Annotated in this window: 21 protein-coding genes and 1 pseudogene; 17 read left to right on the top strand and 5 right to left on the bottom strand. The window is 69.7% G+C overall.

The window, feature by feature from the left end; translation table 11 throughout:
- Positions 1 to 71 precede the first annotated feature (71 nt).
- Positions 72 to 1,181 (top strand): 23S rRNA (adenine(2503)-C(2))-methyltransferase RlmN, encoded by a 1,110-nt coding sequence (gene rlmN / locus ACWEQQ_RS09030; protein ID WP_452347836.1) that lies wholly within the window; start codon positions 72 to 74, stop codon positions 1,179 to 1,181.
- Positions 1,182 to 1,271: 90 nt separating this feature from the next.
- Positions 1,272 to 1,586, top strand: a pseudogene (locus tag ACWEQQ_RS09025) (23S rRNA (adenine(2503)-C(2))-methyltransferase RlmN); the annotation flags it as partial.
- Between the two features lie 95 nt (positions 1,587 to 1,681).
- Here the strand turns inward: ACWEQQ_RS09025 and ACWEQQ_RS09020 are convergent.
- On the bottom strand, positions 1,682 to 2,284 hold the full coding sequence (locus tag ACWEQQ_RS09020) for a helix-turn-helix transcriptional regulator (protein ID WP_452347835.1): 603 nt from the start codon (positions 2,282 to 2,284) through the stop codon (positions 1,682 to 1,684).
- A 64-nt stretch (positions 2,285 to 2,348) separates the two neighbouring features.
- Here ACWEQQ_RS09020 and ACWEQQ_RS09015 point away from each other — a divergent pair, with 64 nt between their 5' ends.
- Positions 2,349 to 2,744 carry a VOC family protein gene (locus tag ACWEQQ_RS09015; RefSeq protein ID WP_452344353.1) on the top strand — a complete coding sequence of 132 codons (396 nt, stop codon included), beginning with the start codon at positions 2,349 to 2,351 and terminating at the stop codon, positions 2,742 to 2,744.
- A gap of 303 nt (positions 2,745 to 3,047) precedes the next feature.
- On the opposite strand, the gene ACWEQQ_RS09010 is transcribed toward ACWEQQ_RS09015, so the two are convergent.
- A complete protein-coding gene (locus ACWEQQ_RS09010) occupies positions 3,048 to 5,207 on the bottom strand; it encodes a glycosyl hydrolase family 65 protein (protein ID WP_452347834.1) in 2,160 nt (719 codons plus the stop codon).
- A 400-nt stretch (positions 5,208 to 5,607) separates the two neighbouring features.
- Between ACWEQQ_RS09010 and ACWEQQ_RS09005 the strand changes: the two genes are divergently transcribed.
- From ACWEQQ_RS09005 to ACWEQQ_RS08990, 4 genes are all read left to right on the top strand, one after another.
- A complete protein-coding gene (locus ACWEQQ_RS09005) occupies positions 5,608 to 5,817 on the top strand; it encodes a cupin domain-containing protein (protein WP_452347953.1) in 210 nt (69 codons plus the stop codon).
- A gap of 249 nt (positions 5,818 to 6,066) precedes the next feature.
- Positions 6,067 to 6,282, top strand: a complete 216-nt coding sequence (locus ACWEQQ_RS09000; protein WP_452344355.1) for a hypothetical protein — start codon at positions 6,067 to 6,069, stop codon at positions 6,280 to 6,282.
- 47 nt (positions 6,283 to 6,329) lie between these two features.
- A complete protein-coding gene (locus ACWEQQ_RS08995) occupies positions 6,330 to 9,815 on the top strand; it encodes a protein kinase domain-containing protein (protein WP_452347833.1) in 3,486 nt (1,161 codons plus the stop codon).
- A 42-nt stretch (positions 9,816 to 9,857) separates the two neighbouring features.
- The gene (locus ACWEQQ_RS08990; RefSeq protein WP_452347832.1) at positions 9,858 to 11,021 is read left to right on the top strand and encodes a low temperature requirement protein A; all 1,164 of its coding nucleotides are present in this window, start codon (positions 9,858 to 9,860) and stop codon (positions 11,019 to 11,021) included.
- Here the strand turns inward: ACWEQQ_RS08990 and ACWEQQ_RS08985 are convergent.
- Together ACWEQQ_RS08985 and ACWEQQ_RS08980 are read right to left on the bottom strand one after the other, a co-directional pair.
- Entirely contained in the window at positions 11,018 to 11,452 is a 435-nt protein-coding gene (locus tag ACWEQQ_RS08985; RefSeq protein WP_452347831.1) for a hypothetical protein, read from the bottom strand. The genes ACWEQQ_RS08990 and ACWEQQ_RS08985 overlap by 4 nt on opposite strands.
- Positions 11,449 to 12,780: a hypothetical protein gene (locus ACWEQQ_RS08980; RefSeq protein ID WP_452347830.1), complete on the bottom strand. Its 1,332-nt coding sequence runs from the start codon at positions 12,778 to 12,780 to the stop codon at positions 11,449 to 11,451. The genes ACWEQQ_RS08985 and ACWEQQ_RS08980 overlap by 4 nt, the downstream gene beginning before the upstream one ends.
- Positions 12,781 to 12,855: 75 nt before the next feature.
- Here ACWEQQ_RS08980 and ACWEQQ_RS08975 point away from each other — a divergent pair, with 75 nt between their 5' ends.
- From ACWEQQ_RS08975 to ACWEQQ_RS08950, 6 genes are all read left to right on the top strand, one after another.
- The gene (locus ACWEQQ_RS08975) at positions 12,856 to 13,404 is read left to right on the top strand and encodes a helix-turn-helix domain-containing protein (RefSeq protein ID WP_452347829.1); all 549 of its coding nucleotides are present in this window, start codon (positions 12,856 to 12,858) and stop codon (positions 13,402 to 13,404) included.
- Positions 13,405 to 13,499: 95 nt separating this feature from the next.
- Complete coding sequence (locus ACWEQQ_RS08970; protein WP_452347828.1) at positions 13,500 to 13,922, top strand: hypothetical protein; 423 nt, start codon at positions 13,500 to 13,502, stop codon at positions 13,920 to 13,922.
- Between the two features lie 85 nt (positions 13,923 to 14,007).
- Positions 14,008 to 14,349 (top strand): YidH family protein, encoded by a 342-nt coding sequence (locus ACWEQQ_RS08965; protein ID WP_379427706.1) that lies wholly within the window; start codon positions 14,008 to 14,010, stop codon positions 14,347 to 14,349.
- Positions 14,346 to 14,675, top strand: a complete 330-nt coding sequence (locus ACWEQQ_RS08960) for a DUF202 domain-containing protein (RefSeq protein WP_452347827.1) — start codon at positions 14,346 to 14,348, stop codon at positions 14,673 to 14,675. The genes ACWEQQ_RS08965 and ACWEQQ_RS08960 overlap by 4 nt, the downstream gene beginning before the upstream one ends.
- A 170-nt stretch (positions 14,676 to 14,845) precedes the next feature.
- Positions 14,846 to 16,174, top strand: a complete 1,329-nt coding sequence (locus ACWEQQ_RS08955; protein ID WP_452347826.1) for a hypothetical protein — start codon at positions 14,846 to 14,848, stop codon at positions 16,172 to 16,174.
- A 45-nt stretch (positions 16,175 to 16,219) separates the two neighbouring features.
- The gene (locus tag ACWEQQ_RS08950) at positions 16,220 to 16,882 is read left to right on the top strand and encodes a DedA family protein (RefSeq protein ID WP_452344365.1); all 663 of its coding nucleotides are present in this window, start codon (positions 16,220 to 16,222) and stop codon (positions 16,880 to 16,882) included.
- Between the two features lie 28 nt (positions 16,883 to 16,910).
- Here ACWEQQ_RS08950 and ACWEQQ_RS08945 read toward each other — a convergent pair whose 3' ends face one another.
- Positions 16,911 to 19,082: an MMPL family transporter gene (locus ACWEQQ_RS08945; RefSeq protein WP_452347825.1), complete on the bottom strand. Its 2,172-nt coding sequence runs from the start codon at positions 19,080 to 19,082 to the stop codon at positions 16,911 to 16,913.
- Between the two features lie 70 nt (positions 19,083 to 19,152).
- Between ACWEQQ_RS08945 and ACWEQQ_RS08940 the strand changes: the two genes are divergently transcribed.
- The 4 genes from ACWEQQ_RS08940 to ACWEQQ_RS08925 all read left to right on the top strand — a co-directional run bounded on the left by ACWEQQ_RS08940 (position 19,153) and on the right by ACWEQQ_RS08925 (position 23,755).
- Positions 19,153 to 19,878, top strand: coding sequence for a TetR/AcrR family transcriptional regulator (locus tag ACWEQQ_RS08940; RefSeq protein ID WP_452347824.1), 726 nt, complete (start codon positions 19,153 to 19,155; stop codon positions 19,876 to 19,878).
- A 113-nt stretch (positions 19,879 to 19,991) separates the two neighbouring features.
- Positions 19,992 to 21,677: a metallophosphoesterase gene (locus tag ACWEQQ_RS08935; RefSeq protein WP_452347823.1), complete on the top strand. Its 1,686-nt coding sequence runs from the start codon at positions 19,992 to 19,994 to the stop codon at positions 21,675 to 21,677.
- 90 nt (positions 21,678 to 21,767) lie between these two features.
- On the top strand, positions 21,768 to 22,727 hold the full coding sequence (locus ACWEQQ_RS08930) for a cytochrome c oxidase assembly protein (RefSeq protein WP_452347822.1): 960 nt from the start codon (positions 21,768 to 21,770) through the stop codon (positions 22,725 to 22,727).
- A 341-nt stretch (positions 22,728 to 23,068) separates the two neighbouring features.
- Positions 23,069 to 23,755, top strand: a complete 687-nt coding sequence (locus ACWEQQ_RS08925; protein ID WP_452347821.1) for a hypothetical protein — start codon at positions 23,069 to 23,071, stop codon at positions 23,753 to 23,755.
- Positions 23,756 to 23,971: the final 216 nt, after the last annotated feature.

The raw sequence follows: 23,971 nt of genomic DNA, 5'->3' as shown, positions 1-23,971 counted from the left end.
GCGCTCACTGTGAGGAACGCGATTCCCCCGGACGGCGTCGGCCCGCCGGGGGATGGGACACTGGAACGGTTATGACTACCCCCTTGCCCCTCGTTTTCGACGCCCCTCGTCGCGGTATGCCGCCGCGGCATCTCGCCGACCTCGATTCGCAGGAGCGCAAGACGGTGGTCGAGGAGCTCGGCCTGCCGAAGTTCCGCGCCGATCAGATCGCACGGCAGTACTACGGACGGCTGGTCGCCGACCCGGCCCAGATGACCGATCTGCCGGAGGCCATGCGGGCCACCGTCGCCGAGGCGCTGTTCCCGCCGCTGCTCACCGAGGTCCGGCACATCGAATGTGACGAGGGGACCACCCGCAAATCCCTGTGGCGGGCGAACGACGGCACGCTGCTCGAGTCGGTGCTGATGCGCTATCCCGACCGCAACACCCTGTGCATCTCCTCGCAGGCGGGTTGCGGCATGGCGTGCCCCTTCTGCGCCACCGGCCAGGGCGGCCTGAACCGCAACCTGTCCACCGCCGAAATCGTCGACCAGGTCCGCGCCGCCGCGTCCGCCCTGCGCGACGGCGAGGTCGCCGGCGGCCCCGGCCGCCTGTCCAACATCGTGTTCATGGGCATGGGCGAGCCGCTGGCCAACTACAAGCGCGTGGTGAACGCGGTCCGCCGCATCACTTCCCCCTCACCCGAGGGTTTCGGCATCTCCCAGCGCTCGGTCACCGTCTCCACGGTCGGCCTGGCCCCCGCCATCCGCAAGCTCGCCGACGAGAACATGTCGGTGAGACTCGCTGTCTCCCTCCACACTCCGGACGACGAGTTGCGAGACACCTTGGTACCGGTCAACAACCGCTGGCCGGTCGCCGAAGTCCTGGACGCCGCCCGCTATTACGCCGACAAGTCCGGCCGCCGAGTCTCCATCGAATACGCCTTGATCCGCGACATCAACGATCAGGGTTGGCGAGCCGACATGCTGGGCAAGAAACTCCACAAGGCCCTGGGCCCCCTGGTCCACGTCAACCTGATCCCCCTGAACCCGACCCCGGGCAGCAAGTGGGACGCCAGCCCGAAGCCGACCCAGGACGAGTTCGTCCGCCGCGTCCATGCCCAGGGCGTAACCTGCACCGTCCGCGACACCCGCGGCCAGGAAATCGCCGCCGCCTGCGGCCAACTCGCAGCCGAGGGCTGACAGGTCGAAGGGCGCCGCTGCCCCGCTTGGACTGATCAGCGCAGCCTCAGCGGACGTGGCGCGTCGCCGCTGGTCCTCCCTTGTAAGAAGGTGGGCATGGGCGAGCCGCTGGCCAACTACAAGCGCGCGGTGAACGCGGTCCGCCGCATCACCTCTCCTGCCCCCGACGGCCTCGGCATCTCCCCTCGCAATGTGGTGGTCTCGACCGTCGGCCTGGCCCCGGCCATGCGCAAGCTCGCCGACGAGGACCTCTCGGTGACTTTGGCTGTCTCCCCGCACACTCCCGACGACGAACTCCGAGACACCTTGGTGCCGGCCAACAACCGCTGGCCGGTTGCCGAAGTCCTGGATGCCGCACGGTATTACGCGGACAGGGATGCGCGGGGGCAGGAGATCGCAGCGGCGTGCGGCCAGCTTGCCGCCGAGGGATAGCCCCGCTCCAAAGTTTCCGGCGGGACAGTTGGTGGCCGAAGGATGGTCTCGGCGGTGCGGCCGGTTCGTCACACCGAATCCGAGAACGCGTCCGGCGGGACCCGGGCGCCGGCCTCGAGGGTCGTGCCGGTCCAGTGGGCGGTCTCCTGTTCCGCCCACCGGGCCCAGCGGAGCATGAATTCGTTCTGTTCGCGCAGGAAGCGGGCGCTCAACGCGATGACCGGGAGCCGCTCGGGGTAGGGACCGCCGCTCTCCTGGTATTCGGCCATCCGGTCGGCGACGGCTGCCATCCGGAACTCGGCCTCGGCCCTGATCTGGGCGATGTTGGCGCGGAGCTGGTCGAGGTTGCCGTGGTCGGCGAACGCCACCTTGAGCAGCCCTTCGAACTCCAGGACCGGACCGGCTCCCGGCACGTCCAACCACTCCCGCAACGTCTGCCGCCCCGCCTCGGTGATCTCGTACACCGTGCTCTTGCGGCGGCCGGTGAACTCGGCGCGGCTCACCGCAAGGCCGTGCTCCACCAGCTTCTTGGGTTCCTCGTAGAGGACGCTGCCCGCGCGTGGCCACATGGCGCGCAGGCTCCGGTCCATCTGCTGTTTGAGCTCGTAGGTTGTCCACGGACGGACGGCCAGCAGGGACAGGATCGCATACGACGTGGTAGTCAGCGTCATACCTTGTCACGATACTCCGTTCCGGAGTATTCTAATGCTCCGTTTCGGAGTATTGGAGTGAGTCTTGTCCCCTCAGATCACCGGTATTTCCCACCTGTCGCTGTCGGTCCGTGACCGCGACGCCAGCGTCGCCTGGTACGGCGACCTCCTCGGATTCCAGCCGCTCACCACGCTCGACTGCGACGACTTCCTGGAGACCATCTGCATGGACTCCAATGGCACCATTCTCGCGTTCCAGCAGCATCTCGCGGGCGGCTCGGGCTTCGACCCCAGCCGGAGCGGGCTCGATCACCTGGCCTTCGGGGTGAACAGCTCGGCTGCGCTGGAGGAGTGGTCCACCTTCCTGGACGAACGCGGCGTCACCTGGTCACCGGTGGCCGACACTCCGTTCGGCAAGGTTCTGTGCTTCCGCGACCCCGACGGCCTGCAGCTCGAGCTGTTTGCGGTGGCTGGGACCTGACCTTTCGTAAGCTGTCGAGCAACACCGGGGAGCAAGTGGGATGGCCGCCGAGGGGTGGCAATCAAGGCTTGTGAGATCGCGGCGGGCAAGACATGCCGGACCGGCAATTGGTCGATCGTGCGCCCGGGTGGGTGGTAGATCGCCCGGGTCTCGGCAGTGGAATCGCCGCGCGCTCGGCGGCACTGTCCGTCCTGCCAGGAAGGGACCCCGAGAGACAACAGGCATAGTGGCAGCCCTGCACGGGTATTCCGCCTGCTGTCTCTGCGGGGGCGCGTTGCCCGGTTCGAGGCGGCTGTTCGAGTGCTATTGGTCGGCTCGTCGTGTTGGCAGGGTCAACGGCGCCGCCGAGGTGACAGTGTATGTGCCGGTAGGTGTTTCGAGAGTGATCGGATCACCGGCGGTCACTTCGACAGTGGAGATTTCGGGTTGGATCCGCAGGGTGAGGGTGCTGCCTCGGATGGAGAGGTTCCTGATGGTGAGACCGTCCGGGAATCCGCTGGGCAGCATGGGGTCCAGGCGAGGGCCGGTGTCGGTCCAGCGTAATCCGGAGGGGGCGTACAGCATTGCTTGCAGGAATCCCGCTGCGCCGGTGACGAAGATCCACGCGGGTTGTCCGATGGTGTTGGCGCCGGAGCGGTCCCCGCGCGCCTCGGATTGGAAATGGTAGGGATCGCGGACATACGGCTGGACAGACCGGTCGAGGAATTCCTGAGTGCGGCCCGGATCATATTGTGCGGCGATGATGGCTCCGATGCTGTTGCTCATGTTCGGGCCGTCGGGATCGGTGCGGTCGAAGTAGTAGCGGTAGGTATCGACCGCCGAGTATCCCGGTGCGGTGTAGGAGAACGGGTAGCTCAGCAGCACGGTGTCGGCTTGTTTGATCTGTGTGCCTTGATATCCGAGGTATTCCGCAGGAACGCCGGGAGCGATGTCGGGAGGCATGGCCATGTTCGCGGCGATGTCGGCCCAGCGCGGGTCCACGGGAAGCCCGGACAGTTGTGCGGCAGCAGCGGCAGTACGCATGGTGTTGACCACACCGGCGTTCGTAACGGCATTGTCGATGGAGACGGCGGCATACTCGTCGGGCCCACCGACTGGTGCGTAATGGTAGTGACCGTCGAGCAGTTTCGGGCCGACGCGCACGGTGAGGTAGTCGGCGATCGCGGTGATCACCGGCGCGCCACCGGTGCACAGCCATGCCAGATCCGCGGTGGCCAGGTAGTACTGCCATTGGGCGAGCACGATGTCGTTGGCCAGATGTTCTTCGCTCAGCCCGCACACCACCGGGCTCCCGCAGCGCTGTGCGGGACCATCGTTCCACGGATACACCGCACCGGGCAGCCCGTAGGCGTGTGCGTTGGCGCGGGCCTGCGGTAGCGCGGCGACCCGGAAGTCGACAATGGTGCGCGCCAACGCCGGGTAGAGGGCAAGCAGCATGGGAAAGACGAAGGTGTCGGCGTCCCAGAAAGTCATGCCCGCGTAATCGGTGGAGGACAGGCCCGCCGGTTGCACCGACCAGTGTTCGCCTTCGCGCACGCTGGACAACACCGAGTACAGCGCGGCCCGGAGCCAGAGGCGGTAATCCTCGCGTCCGGGAACCTCGATCGCGGGCTGCCACAGGGTGTTCCATGCGGCGACATGATCAGTGTGCTCGGCCGCGTAGCCGCGTTCGAGGCCGCGCTGGGATGCCGCGGTGGCGATCGCCCGAGGGTCGGGGCCGTCGTCGGAGGAGGCGATGCCGACGTACTTGGTGAAGGTGTAGGGGTGACCGGCGGTCATCGAGGCGGTGAACCCCAGTCCGGCGGTGTTGGCCGCCGCCGGGATCGAGGTGGCAATCAGGTTGTCGGGGGTGTCGATAGTGGAGACCAGATAGGCTGTGCTGTCGGTGTTTTCGGCGCGCACGCCGACGGTGCTCTGTTTGCTCGCTGCGTCGCTCGAGGCCGTGACCGGGGTGACTCGGCGGGCTGCGGCGCCGTCGATGAGATCGGTGATGTCGAGCTGCCCGGAGTAGCGCGGGGTGACGGTGAGCTTTTGAATCGCGAGGTTCGGTTCGGACCGGGAGATGAAGGTCTCGAACTCCAGATCCACGTGGTGCTCGGGGCTCGGCGACCAGGTCGCCTTGGTGGTGGCGGTCGCGTCGCGGTAGTTCAGACGCTGACTATAGGTGCCGACCGTCGCCGGATCGACATCTGCTTGATAGGTATTCCCGTCCGCGGCCACGGTCAGCCCCGACCACGCCGGCAGCGCCGCCAATGCCTGGGTGGATTGCAAGGAGGCGGCATCCGCGTAGAACCCGGCCAGATAGGTGCCCGTGTAGCGTGGCTCCTGCAATGGATACGAGGTGACGACTCCCGCGCCGTAGCCTTGGTACCCGGCTCCGCTGGGTGGGATCATCGCACCGATGCGGCCGTTGCCCAGAAACGGCGCCGCACGGAAATCGTTCGGAGAGAATACCTCCGCCATCGCCGACCACCCCTCGGAACCATCGGCCGTTTCGGCGCACGCTCGGCCGGAGAGCATCGTCGAGGCGAGTGCCGCACACATGAGCGTGGCTGTCGCGGCCCGGCCCATCCGCATCCGCCTCCGTCGGGCCGAGGCAGACCGAGCCGTCGGCACTGTCTTCACGCTCACGGCCATGAACCATCCTTGTCTCGGGATTGTTTCGCGAACCTTGTGTCCAGCGGGAGTGCCGAAACCTTGCAATTCCCGAAAGGACCAGCGACGCGACCACCATACCCAGCGGTCGGCCGGTAGCAGCGCTGCGGCGCGCCATCCCGCGTCCGCATGGAAGCGACGGTTCGGTCCGCTGCGACTGTGCCACCGGATAGTGTTGTCGCAGATCTGATTTACCCACGTCAAGCCGATCGCCGGCACGGGCAGCTGCCAGGCGACCCACGTCGGATACTGCGTGTCGGGACGGATGCGCATCCGGATGGACGACGGCACCGAACGCGAGATCGGCGCGGGCGATTTCATGATCTGCCCACCCGGACACGACGCCTGGACCGTCGGTGACGAACCATGCGTCCTCGTCGACTGGGCGGCAGCCGCCGACTACGCGCGTCGCCACTGATCCGCACAACCGCCCCCGCTCGGCAGCTCCCGGCGGGGGCGGAATCGTGTCATGGCCGTGGAGCTCTGCGCACTCCGTGACCGTCATCGGAACGGGGAAAGGGGATTTGGGGAGTGTGGGGCCGGAAGGTACGCCACGCTGTTCGGGCCCCGACTCCGCGGACTTCTTCCGGGCGCGCTGAACCACCGAGGGGTGCGAAGTCGCCGAACCGCCGCGGTGCCGCATGGACTGTCCCCAGCATGGACGACCATGACAACGAAGCGGAATCGAAATGCCTCGGCGGCAACGCCCTTGAAGCGCGCGGCCGCGGCCGCGCGGTTGAACATCGCGGTCGGGGACCTGCCGGAACTGGGTTGCGGCTGGACCGTCGGGGAGGTGCTGCGGCTGCGGCGGGAACGGCCCGACTGGCTGACCGATGCGCGGCGCAGATTCACGCGGGCGGAGATCGGCGCGCGGTGGCGGTGATCGGCTTATGCTCGGGGTGACTGGCTCGTTCTCGTATCGGGGTCGCTGTGCCGCATGCCGATCCGTTTTCCACGCGCCGCGAAGAGACTCTCGGGTTCGCGGCGGAACTGGCGGCTGCCGGGTTCGGGGAGCCGGTCGAGGTGGGGCGCGGGGGATTCGGCGTGGTGTACCGCTGTTTTCAGCACGCGCTGGGGCGAACCGTGGCCATCAAGGTACTGACCGCGGACCTGGAATCCGAGAGCCTGGAACGGTTTGTGCGCGAGCAGCTCGCCATGGGGAAGCTCTCGGGGCATCCGAACATCGTGACGGTGTTCGAGGTCGGGTCCACCGACACCGGGCGGCCGTACATCGTGATGCCGTTCCACGCGCACGGGTCGCTCGATACCCGGATACAGCAGGGCGGTCCGGTCGAATGGCCGGAGGTGCTGCATCTCGGGGTGCGGCTGTCGGGGGCGTTGGAGACGGCGCATCGGCGGGGACTGCTGCACCGGGATGTGAAGCCCGGGAACATCCTGCTCACCGAGTACGGGGAGCCGCAGCTCGCCGATTTCGGAATCGCGCGGCTGACAGGCGGATTCGAGACGGCGGCGGGCACGATCACCGGGTCGCCCGCCTACACCGCGCCGGAGGTGCTGCAGGGGCAGGCCCCGGATGTGACCGCCGACGTCTACAGCCTGGCGGCGACCCTGTTCTGCGCGGCCACCGGGCACGCGGTGTTCGAACGGCGCAGCGGGGAACAGCTGGTCGCACAGTTCGTGCGGATCACCAGGCATCCGATGCCGGACCTGACCGGGGAGGGCTTGCCCGCCGACCTCACCGGGGCGATCGAGGCGGCCATGTCGCGCGAGCGCTCCCAACGCCCCGGCTCCGCCGCCGAATTCGGTGCGGCGCTGCGGGATATCCAGCAACGGCACGGGCTGCCACCCGACGACATACCGATTCCGGCGCCCGCCGCGGAACCGCCACCGCCGACGGACCGGGCCCGGACCGTCGGCCGCACTACCCCGCCCCAGGCCGGGCGCCGGCGCTCCCGCATCACCACTGCCACGCCGCCGGTCCCGGCCACCCGGCTGCGCCCGCCCACCCTCACCCGGGTCCTGGTGGACCGCCCGCGCCTGCTCGACGCGCTGCGCTCGGGCAGCGACCGCCGGCTCGCGGTCGTCCACGGCCCCACCGGTTTCGGCAAGACCACCCTCGCCGCGCAATGGTGTGCGGCGGTCACCGCCGCTGGGGGATCGGTGGCCTGGCTGACCGTCGACAACGACGACGACAATGTGGTGTGGTTCCTCTCCCACCTGATCGAGGCGGTGCGCGCGGTCCGGCCCGCCCTGGCGCGCGAACTGGGCGAACTCCTCGAGGAACACGGCGACGAGGCCGGGCGCTTCGTCCTGACCTCGCTCATCAACGACATCGACCAGCGCGGTGAGCCGCTGACCGTGGTCATCGACGACTGGCATCGCGTGAGCGACCCGAATACCCAGGCCGCGCTGCGCTTCCTGATCGAGAGCTGCAGTCCGGTGCTGCGCATGCTGGTGACCAGCCGCCACCAGACCGGCCTGCCCATGAGCTCCATGCGCGCCCGCGACGAACTGGTGGAAATCGACACCGCCGCACTGCGATTCACCGCCGGTGAGGCCTATGCCCTGCTGGTCGAGCTGGGCGGGCTGGAGCTGGACCGCGACGACGTGGCGGACCTCACCGAATCCACCGGCGGCTGGGTCGCGGCACTGCAACTGGCGGCGCTGTCGCTGCGCGGCAGTGACGATCCCGGGCAGCTGATCGGGCAGCTCACCGGACGTCATCACGCCATCGGCGAATTCCTCGCCGAGAACGTGCTGGAGGCCCTGGAACCCGGTGTACTCGACTTCATGGTGGCGACCTCGGTCACCGAACGCACCTGCGGCGAGCTGGCCGCCGCGCTCACCGGCGTGCCCGACGGGCAGGCCCTGCTGGAACGGATCGAGCAGCAGGACCTGTTCCTGCGCCGGGTCGACGGCGGCCCGTGGTTCCGCTACCACCAGCTGTTCCAGGACTTCCTGCGGCAGCGGCTCGAACACGGTCGGCCGGCGGAGATCGACCGCCTGCATCGCGCGGCCTCGGAGTGGTTCGCCGGGCGCCGGCACGTGAGCGAGGCGGTCGACCACGCCCTGCTGGCCGGTGACGAGCAGCGTGCGGTCGAAATCGTGGAGCGCGACGGCATGTCGCTGCTCGAATACGGCCAGATGGCCAGCCTCATCGGCCTGGTGAACAAGCTGCCGCCGGCCGTCATCGAATCCCATCCGCGGCTGCAACTGGATCTGGCGTGGGCGAACATCCTGCTGCACCGGGCCGGTCCGGCCGAACGCGCGCTGTCCCTGGCGGAGCAGACGCTCGAGCGCGGCGGTCTCGACCCGCGGACCACGACCCGGCTGCGCGCCGAAGCGGGTGTGGTGCACGCGGTGGTGACGGTCCGCGCGGATGTGCTGACCGGCGTGGAGGATTGGCTCGCACCGTGTTTCGCGATGGCCGACGAGCTCTCACCGTATGTGGTGGCCATCGGCGCCAACTGCGCGAGTTTGGCCGCGGGTTACCGCTACGACTTCGAGGAGGCGATCCGCATCCAGGAGTGGTCGGCTCCGTACATGCGCCGGAACAAGGGCTATTACAACAATGTTCACGGCCTGTGCTTTCTGGGCCTGGCCGCCAGTCTGCAACTCGACATCCCACGTGCCGAGGAGTACTTCCGCAGCGCCCTGAAGATCGCCAAGCAATCCGGTGGCAGCCACTCCTACGGGGCTCGCCTGGCCGGATCGCTGCTCGGTGAACTGCTCTACGAGCGTGGCGAGGTCGCCGAGGCGGAGCGCCTGCTCGACGAGGGTTACAAACTCGGCGCCGACGCCGGTGTCGTCGACTTCAAACTGGCCCGCTATGTGGTCGGCGCCCGGGTGAAGGCGCTGCGCGGCGACCGCGCCGCCGCCATCCGCCGCCTGAACGAGGGTGCGCGCGTGGCCGATTCGATGTCGCTGCCCCGTCTGCGCGCCGAGGTCGAGAACGAGCGGCTGCGCCTGGGCCTGCCGCCGCACCCCGACTTCGGCCCGCTCGCGGTGGTCGACCACGCCCACCGCCGCACCCCGATCGACCCCATCGACGAATTCACTGTCCTGTACGAGGAATTCACCGCCATCCGCCTGCTGCTGGCCGAATCCGCCACCGAATCCCGGGAACTGGCCCGCACCTGGGCCCAGGAATGGGTCGACGAGCTCGAAGCCGTCCGCCGCCCCCGCGAACTCCTGAAGGCCCGCCGTCTGCTGGTCGCCTGCCTGGCCGCCACCGGCCGCACCGACGCCGCCAAGACCCTGCTCGCCACCGTCACCGCCCAGTGCGCCGAACACGGCTCGGTCCGCTACATCCTCGACGGCGGCCCGCACGTCGTCGCCACCCTCGCCGCCCTCGCCGCGGACCAGGCCGCCGGCCGCTGGCGCCCCGACTGGCCCGAGGTCCCACCCGCCTTCCTCCGCGCCCTGACGGAAGCCGATGCCGCCCAGACGATCTAGAGTGAACCCGCCGGATGCGGAGCTAGGCAGGGATTTACGGGTGTGACTGAACCTCTACACGAGGCGCACGAGCGGGCCAGTTGGGCCGAGTTGTTCTTCGATCTGGTGCTGGTGTTCGCGGTGACGCAGGCCGCGCACGTGGCGGTGGCGGGGCAGAGCTGGGGCGCGGTCGGGCAGACGGTGCTGCTGCTGGGCATCATGTGGTGGTCGTGGGTGGGGACCACGCTGGCCGTGCACGGGGTGGAGGATTCCAACCAGCAGCGGATATTCCTGTTCGCCTGCGGATTGTGCATGTTCGTCATCGCGATCACCGCGCCACACGCGTTCACCGGGCACGCGCAACCGCTGCTGCTGGCCGGCGCGCACCTGGCACTGCGGCTGCTGCTGTGGGGCGAGATGCAGCACAAGCGGGCGTTCTCGTCGGCGGGGACCTTCGGGAACTGGCTCAATCCGTTCACGGTGACCCTGGCGGCGGCGGTGCTCCTGGTGGCGGCCGCACTCGCGCCCGCGGGCGGAATGCGCAACGGGCTCTGGATCATCGCGGTGGCACTGGCCTTCGGCGGTCCGGCGCTGCTGGCGCGCCGCCTGGAGAAGGTCCAGTTCGGTGCGACCCATCTGCCCGAACGCTTCGCCACCTTCGTCATCATCGCGCTCGGCGAGACTGTCGCCTCGGTGGGTTCCCAAGCGGCGGACGCACATCTGGGCGTGGTGGCCTGGATCGCGGTGGTGCTGATCTTCGTGCTCGGCTGCGGTCTGTGGTGGCTATACTTCGCCTACGGCTTCGCCGCGGTCGAGCATTCGCTGCGCACCAACCAGGTGCGCGGCACGGTCGTGCGGGATGTGCTCAGCTACGGGCACCTGCTGCTGGTGATCGGCCTGGTGCTGGTGGCGGTGGGCGCGCGCACCATGGTCGAGCATCCGACCGCGGTGGCGCACAGCGTGACCGGATATCTGCTGCCGCTGGGCGCCACCCTGTACGTGACCACCTTCCTGTTCACCCGCTGGCGCATGTTCGGCGCGGCCACCCTCGGCCGGTTCGTCACCGCGCTGGCGCTGGCGGTCCTGACCGCCGCCGCGCCGCTGCTACCGCAGATCGCGACGCTGGCCGCGACGACCGCGATCCTGGCCGGCCTCAACGCCTTCGAGTACTGGCTGGTGTCGACGGGACGGCCGCTGCTGCTCATGCGCCGCCCCCGGGTGAGCTAGCCGACCGGCACGATGGTGGCGTCGATGGTGTGGATGAGACCGTCACTGATCGCGAAGGTTTCGGTGATGTCCACCGTCACCAGCCGCACCCGCGCGACGCCGGAATCCAGCAGATACCGCGCCGTCACCACACCGTCCGCCTCGGTCAGGCGCAGGTTGTAGAAGCGCTGCACGAGCGAATACTGCGGCCCGTGCTCGAGGTCGTAGGTGAGCTGCGGCCCCGAGAAGCCGGTCTGCAGGCCCGCTTCGACCCGGGTCGCATCCGGCGCGAACGGCACCGCCGACGCGTCGTGGCTGACCAGCGCGTCGAGATAGGCGAGCGCGATGGCGGTGTCGCGGGTGTACATGGGTGCCGCGCCCGCGCTTCCGGAGGCGATACCGAGCGCGGCCGCCGCGCTCGCCGTCAACACTGCAACATGTCTCATTTTCATCCGCTGATGGTGGCTCGAGAGGCGGTGCCGCGCAAGCGTTTCCAGCGCTCGCCCAGGCGCGGCCGGACGGGTTCCGCGCCGAGCCAGTCGGCGATATCGCTGATCACCGCCGGATCGACATGGTGCGGTCGCAGGTAGCCGCTGGGTGTGGATGGTCCGGTACCGGAGCAGAGCATGTGGTCGACCGTGGGGTGGACACGAATGGTGACGTCGGGTCGCCCGGCCAGCCCGGCCTCCCACAGCGCCAGGTCCTCGTCGGCGGTGACCTGATAGTCGCGGCCACCCTGGATGAGCAGGATGGGTCTGTCCAAGGCGGCGGCGGTGGCGACCTGGTCGTAGTCCCGCAGGTCCAGCCAATACGATGCGGGCCAGTTGAACAACAGCTCCGCGGCCGGGGTTTCGGTTGACAGCGTGGGACTTTCGGTCCGAGCCGCCCGGGCACGCATGCTCTCCAGCAACTCGCCGATGTCCTGCTCGGGCTCGACCGTCGCGATGTGCCGCAGCGCGCGCAGGATCGACCGCGGCAGTGGCACGGTATCCCCGGCCAGCACCGCCACCCCGGCAATGCCCTGGTCGGCGGCCGCGATGCGCGGCGCGGCCTTGCCGCCGCCGCTGTGCCCGGCCACGAAGATCCGGGCCGAGTCGACCCCGGGCTCCCGGCGCAGCACCTCGACCGCCGCCAGGGCATGCGGCAGGTACTCCTCGACCATGGTGAACCCCGCCGCACTCTCGAATTCGCTGTGCGCGTGGGTCAATTTGTCGAAGCGCAGCACGGCGACACCGCGACTGGCGAGTCCCCACGCCAGGTCCTTGAACGGTTTGTTGGGTCCGGTGGTGAGGTCCCGGTCGGCAGGCCCGGAGGCCACCAGCACCACGGCGGGCCCGGTTCCGCTCCCGACCGGCAGGGTCAGCGTGGCGGATACCGCGGTAGCGCCCGCACCGAGGGTGACGTCCCGTTCGCGGAATCGGCGCGGTGCCGCGTAATCCGGTGGCGTCCAGCCGGATTCGGCCGGTGCGGCGAGCCGGAGCCCGTGCAGCCGGCCCGCCGCGTCCACCGCCAGGTGTACCGCGAGCGCACCCCGCTCGCAGGTGACCGGCACCTGCACCGACGTCAGCCCGTCGGCAGCGGGCCGGGTGACCGCGGCGCCGAGCGACCGGACCGCGCCGATCCTGGCGGTCTCACCGGTCCACCCGGCCCGGACGGTCTCCGCGGACACCACGGCCGCCAGTCGCGGCGCGAACAGCTCCGCCAGCTCGTCGAATCGTTCGTTCCGCAGCAGGTCGGCCACGGTGGCGGCCACGGTCTCGGGATCGATGTCAACGGTCATGTCCCCGAACCTCTCTCAATCAGTGCAACCATTCTTATGATTGAGAAAGGTAGCAGGCTATGAGAAGGTTGGGAAGTGGAGACCTTCGAGCTGCTGGCGCATCCGGCGCGGCTGCGTATCGTGCACGCCCTGCGCGGCGACCGCACCCTGACCACCGGCGACCTCTGCGCCCGCCTGCCGGACACCTCGAAAGCGACCGTGTACCGCCATGTCGACGCCCTCACCGCCGCCGGCATTCTCGAGGTCGCGGAGGAGCGGCGGGTGCGCGGCGCGGTCGAGCGTCGCTACCGGCTGCGTCAGGAGAACGCGGCCATCAACGCCGAGGCCGCCGCCGCACTGCCCGCCGACGGCTACCGTCCGGTCTTCGCCCTCGCGATGGCCGTGCTCGTCGCCGAATTCAATGCCTACCTCGACGGCGAGAACGCGGATCCGGCAGCCGATCTCGTCGGCTTCCGCCAGCACGCGCTCTGGCTGAGCCGTGACGAACTCGAGCAGCTGATCGCGGAGCTGCGCGCGGCGATCCTGCCGCGCCTGGCCAACCAGCCCGGCTCCGGGCGCGACCAATACCTGTTGAGCCCCATCCTTTTTCCGATCGAACAGGCGCCCGCCGACCCGGCCGGCTGAATCAGCCTCCGACCTCGCCGAGCCGGCGGCGCAGGTAGGCGCGCTCGGCCTCGTTCGCGGTGAGATCGAGCACGGCCCGTTATTCGCGGGCCGCGATGAGGCGGCTGCCGGAACGCCTCGCCGACCTCATCGCACGCGGTGAACCCGGCGCGGCCGTGGAACTGATGCAGCTCGGGGGCATCGGCCTGCCGCCGGACGTGGTCGAGCAGGTGAATCACTCACCGGTCTGGCCGCACCTGGAAGCCATCGCCCAGACGGTGGTCTACGACGCCGCCATCTGCCGCCCGCCCAACCTGCCGACCCCCGCCATGGCCCGCCTCGACCTCGCGACCCTCGTGATCAGCAGCCCCGAATCCTGGCCCGGCGTCCGCTCCGCTGCCCGGGCGCTGCCCGCCGAACTCGCCCGCGCCCGCTATGTGGAGGTGCCGGGCGGCGCGGATCACGGCATCCCCGCCGAGGCCACCGCGAAGGTTCTCGACGCCTTCCTTGCGGAGGATCCGGCGAGCCGAGTGCGCTGACTCGCGCCGGCCATGGCCGGTCACCGGCCTGTCCGAGTGCTCACACCGTGCTGCTATTGCAGTTATTACGCAATAACTTGGAGGGGTGGCTTCCGAAGAGCAGACCGAACTCGACTACCGATTCACCCTCGCGAACGAACGCACCTTCCTGGCCTGGATCCGCACCGCGCTGGGCCTGCTCGCGGGCGGCGTCGCCGTCCACACGCTGGTCGAAGGCTTCCGCATCCACGGCGTACGCGCGGCCATCGCCATGTCGGCCATCGTGCTGGCGGTGGTGCTCGCGGTCGGGGCGTACGCGCAGTGGCGAAAGGTGGAACGGGCCATGCGGGCGGGCGAACGGCTGCCGGGCAATGCGCTGATCCCGGTACTCGCGGCCGGTGTCGCGCTGATCTCCGCGATCGCCGTGGTCGGCGTGCTCAGCCTGTGAGTACGCCGGCGATCGCCCGCGATCCCGGATTGGCGACCGAGCGCACCGCGCTGGCCTGGCGGCGCACCGCCATCTCCGCCATCGCCAATGCCGCACTGTTCACGAAGGTGGCCGCCGAGGGCGGGATCGACTGGCAGCCGACCGGTCTGCTGCCGCTGAGCGCGGCCGTGGTCATGATGCTGGTGGCGGCAATCGCCATGGCGCGCAGCCGAAGTCTGCACCGCGGCGCGCATCGCGGCACCGGGCCGCTGCTGCTCCTGGTGTCCGCGGGTGTGGCGGCGGTGGGGCTCGCCGCGATGGCGATGGTCCTCGCGCACTGGGCCTGACGGGATTCCGCCCGCCGGATGGTATCCAGCATGCTCACCGGCCCGGAGTGTGCGAATCGCAGGTGGGGGGACGCGGCCGCAGACCTCCCGGATCGATAGCGTGATGATTGCTAATCTGGCGCCATGAGTGCTGGTCAGCGGCTGGACGGATCTCGGTCCACCGGATCCCGATGAGGGTCCGGGGCGGCCGCGACGCCATCGAGGCGGGCACCGCGTTCCTGGCGGCGCTCGTCGCCGGGCTGTCGCTCATGGTGCCCATCGACTTCGCGTGGACCTCCCGCAGTTCGGCGCTGCACCTGGAACTGCTGGTCTTCAGCATGCCGCAGGCGATTGCGGCGGGGGCGCTGGTCGCGATCGTGATCGCGGTAATGTCCACCGCGCTGGGCGGGCAGAGCCTGCGCTGGGGTGTGGCGCTGGGCGGGGCGGCGCTGCTGTTCGTCGTCCACCTGCTGGGACGACACGCCGTGCTCGGCACCTCGCTGGCCACGCTGAACTTCCTGGATTCCATTGCCGGCGGGCTCATTCTCGGCGGTTCGGGAGCCGGGGTGCTGTCCCGCTCCCGCGTCGAATCCCGGTACACCTGGGCGACGCCGGCGTGGCTGCTGGGCGCGATCGGCGGCGTGGTCGCCCATGACCTCATCCCGCAAGCCCAGGCCAAGCTCGCCGATCCGCATTTCCCACAGAACTGGCCCGCCATCGACGCGCCCCCGCTGTGGCTGATCGCGCTGGCCCTGCTCGTCATCGGACTCCGGTTCCTGCGCGAGCCGGGCGGGCATCCAGCGGAAACGCCTACGGTCCAGCTGCCCATCGTCCCGATCATCGCGGGCGCGTTCATGATCGGCGTCAGCCTGGTCGGGTGTGGGGTGCTGGCCCGCCACGGCGACAGCCCGCTCGCAATCGCGGTGACGGCCGCGGCCACGGCGGTGGGGGCCCTGCTCACCGCGTTCATGCTGCCCAGGCGGGACGGCGTCCAGGTGCTGCTCGCGGTGGCGCTCGTCGGGACGGGCAGCGCTGTCCTCGTGGCAGGCCTTCCGGGATGGTCGATCCCGGGCCTCGTGGTGCTGGTCGCCGGCGGGCTGGTCGCGGGGATCCGCTGGCCCGGTGTGCGGGTCGCCGCGGTCGGCATCATCGGCCTGTCCGGCTACGCGGTGCTGACTGTCGCGGCCGGGCATCCCGTCGCCCTCACCATGCTCGGACACGCGCTGCTCGCCCTGCTGACCGGCTACTGCTTCGGCGCAGTCACCCCGCGCTACGCCTCTACCCGGGTGCTGGGCATCGCCCTGATCTACGTGCCCACACCGGTGCTCGCGCTGCGCGACTACACCCGGCGCGGGCACTGCCTGCTGATCGACCCTGGAAAGCCGTGCACCATAGCCGATTTCACCTCGTTCGCACCCGGCTGGGCGGCCCTCGCGATCGCGGCGGGCTGTGCGCTGGGCCTGTGGGCGCTGCTGCGGCGGCGTCCCGAACAGGCTCGGGTGGCGGCGTCCGCGAGCTGAGCGTCCCGAGCACCCGGGTCGAGCGGCCTGGGTACCGTGGCGGACATGAATTCGCTGCTGCACCGGATATTGGATATCGCGCCGATCTGGGTGTACCTGGTCGTCACCCTGCTGGTGTTCGCCGAGGACGCGATCTTCGTCGGCTTCGTGATCCCCGGTGAGACGGCGGCGGTGCTCGGCGGTGTGGCCGCCAGCCAGGGACATGTGCTGCTGTGGCTGATGATCCTGCTGGTGGTGGCCGCCGCCATCCTCGGCGACAGCGTCGGCTACGAGGTCGGCAAGCACGTGGGCCCGCGGCTGCTGCAGGCCTCGATGCTGGATCGGCATCGCGGCCGCCTCGACCGCGCCCAGGACTATCTGGCCCGGCGCGGCGGCTGGGCGGTGTTCCTCGGCCGGTTCACCGCGTTCTTCCGGGCCATGATGCCCGCGCTGGCGGGCACCTCGCGCATGCCCTACCGGCGCTTCCTGCTGTTCAATGCCGCCGGCGGAATCGTCTGGGGCACCACGTTCGTGGTGCTCGGCTTCGTGGCCGGGCAGTCCTACGAGGCGGTGGCCAAGACGGTCGGCCGGGACCTGGCCATCGGTGTCGTCGCCATCATCGTGCTCGCGCTGATCGGGTGGAAGTTGCGCGAACGTCGCCGCGAGCGGGCCTTCGAGACCGAGTACGAGGCGACCCACCAGGGACTGATGACGCCCGAAACCGATTGAGCCCAATCGGTTTCGGGCGTCACCCGGCTCAGACCGCGGCCAGTTCGCGCTGCGGCTCCGGCTCGCTGTCCTCCTGCGGCCCTTCGATATTCAGCGTCGGCAGCACCCGATCCAGGCGGCGGGGCAGCCACCACGCCCGGCGGCCGAGCAGGGCCAGCACCGCGGGGACCAGCGTCAGCCGGACCGCGAACGCGTCCACCAGCACACCCACCGCCAGGGCGAAGGCGATCGGCTTGATCATGGCGTCGTCGGTGGGGACGAAGGAGGCGAAGACCGCCACCATGATCGTCGCCGCGGCCGTCACCACCCGGGCGTTGTGGCGGGTGCCCTCGATGATCGACGCCCCGGCGTCGCGGCGGTGCAGCCACTGTTCGCGAATCCCGGACACCAGGAACACCTGGTAGTCCATGGCCAGCCCGAACAGCACGCCCACCAGGATGATCGGCAGGAAGCTCACCACCGGCCCGACCTTCGAGACGCCGAACAGGTCCGCGGCCCAACCCCATTGGAAGACCGCGACCGTGGTGCCCAGCGCCGCCGCGACCGACAGCAGGAAGGTGACTGCCGCCTTCATCGGTACCGCGATCGACCGGAACACCAGGACCAGCAGCACCAGGCTCAGGCCGACCACGATGCCCAGGAACGGCACCAGGGACGCGGAAAGCCGTTGCGAGACATCGATGGTGACCGCGGTATCGCCGGTGACGGCCACCTCGGCCCCGGGGACCGCGCCGGGCGCCCGATCGCGGATGGCGTGGACCAGATCGGTGGTCTGCCGCGACTCCGGCGCGCTGGCCGGAATCACCATGATCAGCGACTGGCCTGCCCGCTGGGTCGGCTGCGGCGGTGCGACATACGTGACGTCGGGCAGTCCGCGCACCGTGTCGGCGACCGTCGCGGCAGCGCGGGTGTCGCCGTTCGGCGCGTCCACGACCACCACCAGCGGGCCGTTGAAGCCGGGACCGAACTTCTCGGCAATGGTGTCGTAGGCCTGCCGCTGACCCGTCGCCGCGGCGGCGGAACCATTGTCGGGCAGAGCCATTCGCAGCGAGGCGGCGGGCAGGGCCAGCAGGATCAGCGCCCCGGCCACGGCCACCACGGTAACGAGCGGCCGCGCGGTGACCAGCCGTGCCCAGCGCGCGCCCATGCTGTCGGCTCCGGTGGCGGTGGCCCGCCGGTGGGCGCGCGAGCCCGCCCGCGGCGTCAGCCGGGCGCCGGCGAATCCGGCCAGCGCGGGCAGCAGTGTGAGCGCCACCGCCACCGCGATCAGCACCGCGCCGGAGGCGGCCAGCCCCATGACGGTCAGGAACGGAATGCCGATCACGCTCAGCGCGGCCAGCGCGATGACCACCGTCGTACCCGCGAAAACGACTGCGCTGCCGGCGGTCTCATTGGCCCGCCGCGCCGATTCCCGGGGCGTCAGCCCGGCGGCCAGCTGGGACCGGTGCCGGGACAGGATGAACAGCGCGTAGTCGATCCCGACCGCCAGGCCCAGCATGAGCGCCAGCGTCAGCGCGGTCGACGACACCGGCACCGCCGCGCTCAGGGCGGACAGCCCGCCCACCGTGACCGCGATGCCGAAAACCGCTGACAGGATCGGCATTCCGGCCGCCATCAGCGAACCGAACGTGATCAGCAGGACCAGCACCGCCACCCCGAGTCCGAGGATCTCGGTGACGCCCGGCTGCATTTGCCCGGCCCCGTACGCGGAGCCGCCGACCGACACGTCCAGCCCGGCCTCGCGCGCGGTCTCGCCCGACCGTTCGACCGCGTCCCGGGCGGCGCTGGTCACCTTGGACCGGTCGCCGTCGAAGTGCACGACACCGATCGCGGTGCGCTGGTCCGGCGAGACGGCTCCCCCCTGCTGGGGCGTGGTCACCCCGATCGCTCCCGGCGCGGTTCCGGCGACCTCGAGGGTGTGCTGGATCGCCGTGCGATAGGGCGCCTCGGTGATGAGGTGTCCCTCGGGCGCGGTGAAGACCAGTTGCGCGTTGGCTCCCGCCGCGTCGGGCGCGGTCTCGGACAGGGTGTCCAGCGTCCGCTGGGACTCGGCCCCGGGCACGGTGAAGCGGTCGTCGAGGCGGCCGCCCGCGAGCGCGGCACCGCCGACGACGGCGATCAGCAGGATGGCCCAGATCGAGACGACCAGGCCACGGCGCCGGAAGGCGAAGTCGCCGATCCGGCCCAGTAAAGCGCTCATCGGTGATTCCTCTCGGAGGCGTGCGAGTTGATGTTGACGGGCGTGAACTTTATGGGTGTTAACTTGCCTCGTGATCTGTACAGGTGTCAACATCAATGTCGTGGACATCACCGACGATGTGGCGAAGAAGCCCGCACGCGAGGGTCCCTACCACCACGGGGACCTGCGCAATGCCCTGGTGAGCGCCTCCGCGCAGCTCGCCGAGATCGGCGGGCCCACCGCGGTCACCGTCCGCGCCGCCGCCCGGGCGGTCGGCGTCACCGCCACCGCGGCCTACCGCCACTTCAACGGTCACGAGGAACTGCTCGCCGCGGTGCGCGAGCAGGCCGAGGAAGCCCTGTTCGAGGCCCTCGACGGCGCGATGAAAAACGTTCCGGCGCAAGCTGATCCGACCGCGACCGCGATCGCCCGGCTGGCCACCGCCGGGCGCGCCTACATCGAGTACGCCGAGCGGGAGCGCGGGCTGTTCCGGACCGCGTTCTGCGGCAGCGATGTCGACGTGAACAAAGAGGTGCTCGAGGATCCCATCTTCCAGCTCATCGGGACCGGAATCGACGCCCTGGTCGCGACGGGATTCATGGATCCGCGTCAGCGTCCCGGCGCGGAGTTCACCGCATGGGCGGCCGTACACGGACTGGCGAGCCTGATCATCGACGGCCCGCTGGCCGACGCCGAGCCCGCCCATCGCGAGGCGGCCATCGACCATGCCGTCGCCACCGTGCTGCGCGGATTCGCCACCGGCCCGCGCGCCGAGCCGTACCGCTCGACCGACCCGCACATCGCGCTGCCCGCCTGATTCCGGCGGCTCGCCGCGCGAATCGTCCTGTGTTCACCGCCATGTCGCGAGTCCGTAAGCTTGCGGCGTTTTGATGACCGCGCAAACGGACTCACGGTGACAAGGTTTTCTCGATGCTGAATCCTCTAGGCACGGTGCCCCGCACGGGCATTCCGGCACAGCTCGCCGCGCAGATGACGATGGACGAGCAATACGACTGGCACCGTTCGTATTTGAAACGGCATCGCGTGAGCCGGCGTACCTTCCTGCGAGGCAGCGCCGCCGCGGCCATGGCCGCCGGACTCGGCTCCGCCTTCGGCGGCCGCGGCGTCGCCTACGCCGACGATGCCCCGCTGACCGTCGGCGGCCGCCGCGTCGGGTACGGCACGGACGCGGCCAGCCAACTGCGCTTCTCGGCCCAGCTGTCGCGAAACCCGGGCGCCACCAAGGTCTTCCTCGACCACGGCCCGACCCCCACCCTCGGCGGCACCCTCGAGGCCGAGGTCCGCAACCTGGTCACCCAGCTCCCGCGCACCGACGGGGGAGTGCTGTCGGCCGAACAGTTCTACGTCCACGCCCCCGTCGACGGACTGCCCGGCCGCCTGCCGCACTTCTACCGCTGGCGCACCGCCGATGGCTACAGCAGCGACGTGCTCTCCGCGAACACCGCCATGCCGAGCTCACGCGCCGCGCTGCTGCCGTTCCGCTTCACCATGATGGGCGACCAGGGCGTCGACGACACCCCGGCACTGCCCGCGGGCATGCCGGCGGGCGCGTACCGCAACAGGTACGGCGAGGGTGACGCCCCCAGCTCCCGCAATGCCGAGAACATCCAGCGCCAGATCGTCGCCAGCAACCCGGAATTCCACATTCTGGCCGGCGACATCTGCTACGCCGACACCTCCCACGGCGGCGGCCCGGACTGGTTCGTGCCCAATGGCAAAGCCGACACCGACGCCATCGACGCCTACAACCCGTTCGTGTGGGACACCTACCTGCAGGCCATCGAGAGCAGCGCGGGCCACGTGCCCTGGATGTTCGCCACCGGCAACCACGACATGGAAGCCGTCTACGGCAATCACGGCTACGGCGGCCTGATGGCGCGCATGGACTTTCCGGACAACGGGCCCACGGGCTGCCCGTCGGTGTACTCCTTCACCTACGGCAATGTGGCGGTGCTGTCGCTGGATGCCAACGAGGTGAGCTGGCAGGTCCGCGCCAATCTCGGCTATTCCGGTGGCGCACAGAACAGTTGGGTGGAATCCACCCTGGCCGGCTACCGCGCGAACCCGAGCATCGACTTCATCGTCTGCTTCTTCCACGAGTGCGCCTACGCCACCGGCATCGGCGGCGCCAGCGACGGCGGCGTGCGCGGGGCCTGGGCCGACCTGTTCGACAAGTACCGGGTCGATCTGGTGCTGCAGGGCCACAATCACAACTTCGAGCGCACCGACCCGATGCGCGGCGGGCGGCCGACCAAGGTCGCACCCGACAACTCGATCGTCTACCCCGACACCGACGGCACCGTCTACTACGTGGTCGGCGGCGGCGGCGCGGCGCACGGCACCTTCGCCGCGGGCGACACCTACCGCGGCAACGAGCAGCCCGACACCTTCGTGCCGGAGAGCACCCTGTGGGGCTCCGACGGCAAGGAGGGCAAGGAGGCCGTCGCCTGGTCGCGGGTGCGGTTCAGCCGCTACTCGTTCATTCGCGTGGATGTGCGGCCCGGTGTGTTCTCCAGCGAGATGGACGTCGTCGCGGTCGACGAGCACGGGCGCGAATTCGACACCGTGACCTACCGCCGCCTGGTCTCCCGCTAGCCGCGCAACGCCTTCCTGGGAGCCGTGCCGTCCCCCGCGGCGGCACGGCGCATACTGGGTCCCGTGCTACAGACCCGAACACCGCTGCAGGTGAGCAGTTTGGTGAGCTCCTGGCGGTGGGACACCTCGACCGTGCTGGTCATCGCGCTCCTGGGACTCGCGTACGCGGCCTGCTTCCTCAAGGGAAGACAGCGCGGCGAACAGCTTCCGGTGAGCCGGGCCCTCTACTTCGGGCTGGCCGGACTGGGAGTGTGGCTGTACACCGGCGTCGGCATGATCGGCGTCTACTCCGACACCCTGTTCTGGGTGCGCGCGCTGCAGGTGCTCCTGCTGCTCTACCTGGTGCCCTTCGCGCTCGCGGCCGGTGCGCCGTTCACCGTGCTGCGCGCGGCGCTGGGCCCGGCGGGCCGGAAACGCCTGGACGCCATGCTCTCCGGCAGTGTCGCCCGGCTGCTCACCCACCCGGCCACCGCCTCGATGCTGATCCTGCTGCTGCCCTGGGCGTTGTTCCTCTCGCCCTGGTACGAGTCGGTGCTGCGGCACGGGGGCGTCGACGCGGTCACCCGAATCATCGTGGTGGCCATCGGGTTCCTGTACTTCTACTCGCGCCTGCAGATCGATCCGGTGCCCAAGCACTTCACGCAGGGGCTGTCGCTGCTGATCACCATCGCGGAGTCCCTGGCCGACGGCATCCTCGGCATCGTGCTGTGGCTGGGGCCGCTGGTCGCCGCCGGCTACTACGGTTCGCTCGGCCGCACCTGGGGTCCGGACGCGCGCCTGGACCAGACCATCGGCGCGGGCATCCTGTGGCTGCTCGGCGATCTCCTCGGGCTGATCTACTCGCTGGTCGTCATGCGGGCCTTCGCCGCCGACGAGAAGCGCCGGGCCGGGGAGATCGATGCCGAGCTGGATGCCGCCGAGGCGGCGCGGCCGCGCCGGAAGGCGGTATCGCGCACCGCGACCCGGGGCACGGAGGCCGACGACGAGCCGGTGTCCACCGGACTGTGGTGGGAGAACGACCCGCAGCTGCGCGAGCGCTTCCGCCGCTGATCCACTGAAAAGTGACCTGGCTCACCATGTTTGGAGTCGGTGATATCGGCTATCGATACACGTGATCCGGCGAACCAGTAGTGGTCGGCTCACGCAGAAAGGCCCGCCCCGACGCCCCCGATGGGCGTGTGAGGCGGGCCTCTTTATGCGCCGAAAGGTTGCCTGGGTCACTTGTAAAAGACTCAGCGAACGCTGTCTTTACGCAAAACATACTTTAAGGAGTGTCTTCGCTACGGTTTGGCAACAAGTAGGCAACATTTGCTGACTTATCTTGATCCGGGTGCTCGATGAGGACCTCGCTCCCAGGAGGGAAGCGCCCGTTCAAGAAAGCGACGAGAAGTATGCGTTACACGAAGTTTGCCGCCACCTCGGCCCTGGCCATCGCGGCCCTCGGCATCTCCGCCGGGACCGCCTATGCCGATCCCGCGGCCGCCGCCGATCCCGGGATCCACTGGGACACCAAGATCGACGGCGCTTCGGTGGTGCTGAAGACCGACGCGGGCTCGCTGACCACCCAGGACGGCCAGTTCCAGGTGCGTGACAACAACGGCGGCCTGGTCACCCAGTTCCCGCTCAATATCATCACCGGTGACGTCGCCCACCCGGTCGCCGCCAAGATCGACGGCAACACCGCCACCTTCACCCCGAACATGGACCCGGCCGCCGACTTCCCGGCCCCGGCCCTGCCGGCCCCCGTGGTCAAGGACGTCGCCAGCCAGGCCGACCAGGACGCCGCGTTCGGCGCCGCGGTCAACCAGTTCGGCATCGCCAGCTCCATGGGCACCCTGCTGGGCACCCTCGTCGGCGGCGTGGCCGGCTGCGCCATCGGCGCGCTGGGCGGCGCCATCGCCGGTGTCGTGATCATGTCGGTTCCGACCGGCATCGCGGGCTGTGTCGCCGGCGCCGCGATCGGCATCCCGCTGGGCGCCGCGGCCGGTCTGATCGGTGTCGGCGGGCCCGCCGCCATCGCGGTCGGCATCGGCCTGTTCAACCGCCTGAACGCACCGGACTCCACCCCGGCCAGCTAGCCGCTGAACGACTGCCGGACCGGGACCACCACGGTCCGGCCGGGCCGCGGCGGGCGGCGCGCCCGCCGCGGCGAGCAGCAGTGCCGGTGCAGGAGGCATTGCGTGACAACAGAATTCGGGCCGGATCGCTTGGGGGCGATCCGGCCCGAATTCGTTGGCGGTGCTGCCGGAAGGGTCCGGCAAAACCCGAATGCCCCACGGACATGTCCGTGGGGC

Source organism: Nocardia sp. NPDC004123, from assembly GCF_053603795.1.
This window is presented reverse-complemented; position numbering and strand designations above follow the sequence as displayed.

Coding starts and splice junctions, on each gene's coding strand:
- ACWEQQ_RS08970 (WP_452347828.1), top strand. CDS start 13,500: ATGAGGCGGCTGCCGGAACGCCTCGCCGACCTCATCGCACGCGGTGAA.
- ACWEQQ_RS08955 (WP_452347826.1), top strand. CDS start 14,846: ATGAGGGTCCGGGGCGGCCGCGACGCCATCGAGGCGGGCACCGCGTTC.
- ACWEQQ_RS08945 (WP_452347825.1), bottom strand. CDS start 19,082: ATGAGCGCTTTACTGGGCCGGATCGGCGACTTCGCCTTCCGGCGCCGT.
- ACWEQQ_RS08980 (WP_452347830.1), bottom strand. CDS start 12,780: ATGACCGTTGACATCGATCCCGAGACCGTGGCCGCCACCGTGGCCGAC.
- ACWEQQ_RS09010 (WP_452347834.1), bottom strand. CDS start 5,207: ATGGCGGAGGTATTCTCTCCGAACGATTTCCGTGCGGCGCCGTTTCTG.
- ACWEQQ_RS09000 (WP_452344355.1), top strand. CDS start 6,067: ATGACAACGAAGCGGAATCGAAATGCCTCGGCGGCAACGCCCTTGAAG.
- ACWEQQ_RS08925 (WP_452347821.1), top strand. CDS start 23,069: ATGCGTTACACGAAGTTTGCCGCCACCTCGGCCCTGGCCATCGCGGCC.
- ACWEQQ_RS08935 (WP_452347823.1), top strand. CDS start 19,992: ATGCTGAATCCTCTAGGCACGGTGCCCCGCACGGGCATTCCGGCACAG.
- rlmN (WP_452347836.1), top strand. CDS start 72: ATGACTACCCCCTTGCCCCTCGTTTTCGACGCCCCTCGTCGCGGTATG.
- ACWEQQ_RS08950 (WP_452344365.1), top strand. CDS start 16,220: ATGAATTCGCTGCTGCACCGGATATTGGATATCGCGCCGATCTGGGTG.
- ACWEQQ_RS09020 (WP_452347835.1), bottom strand. CDS start 2,284: ATGACGCTGACTACCACGTCGTATGCGATCCTGTCCCTGCTGGCCGTC.
- ACWEQQ_RS08985 (WP_452347831.1), bottom strand. CDS start 11,452: ATGAAAATGAGACATGTTGCAGTGTTGACGGCGAGCGCGGCGGCCGCG.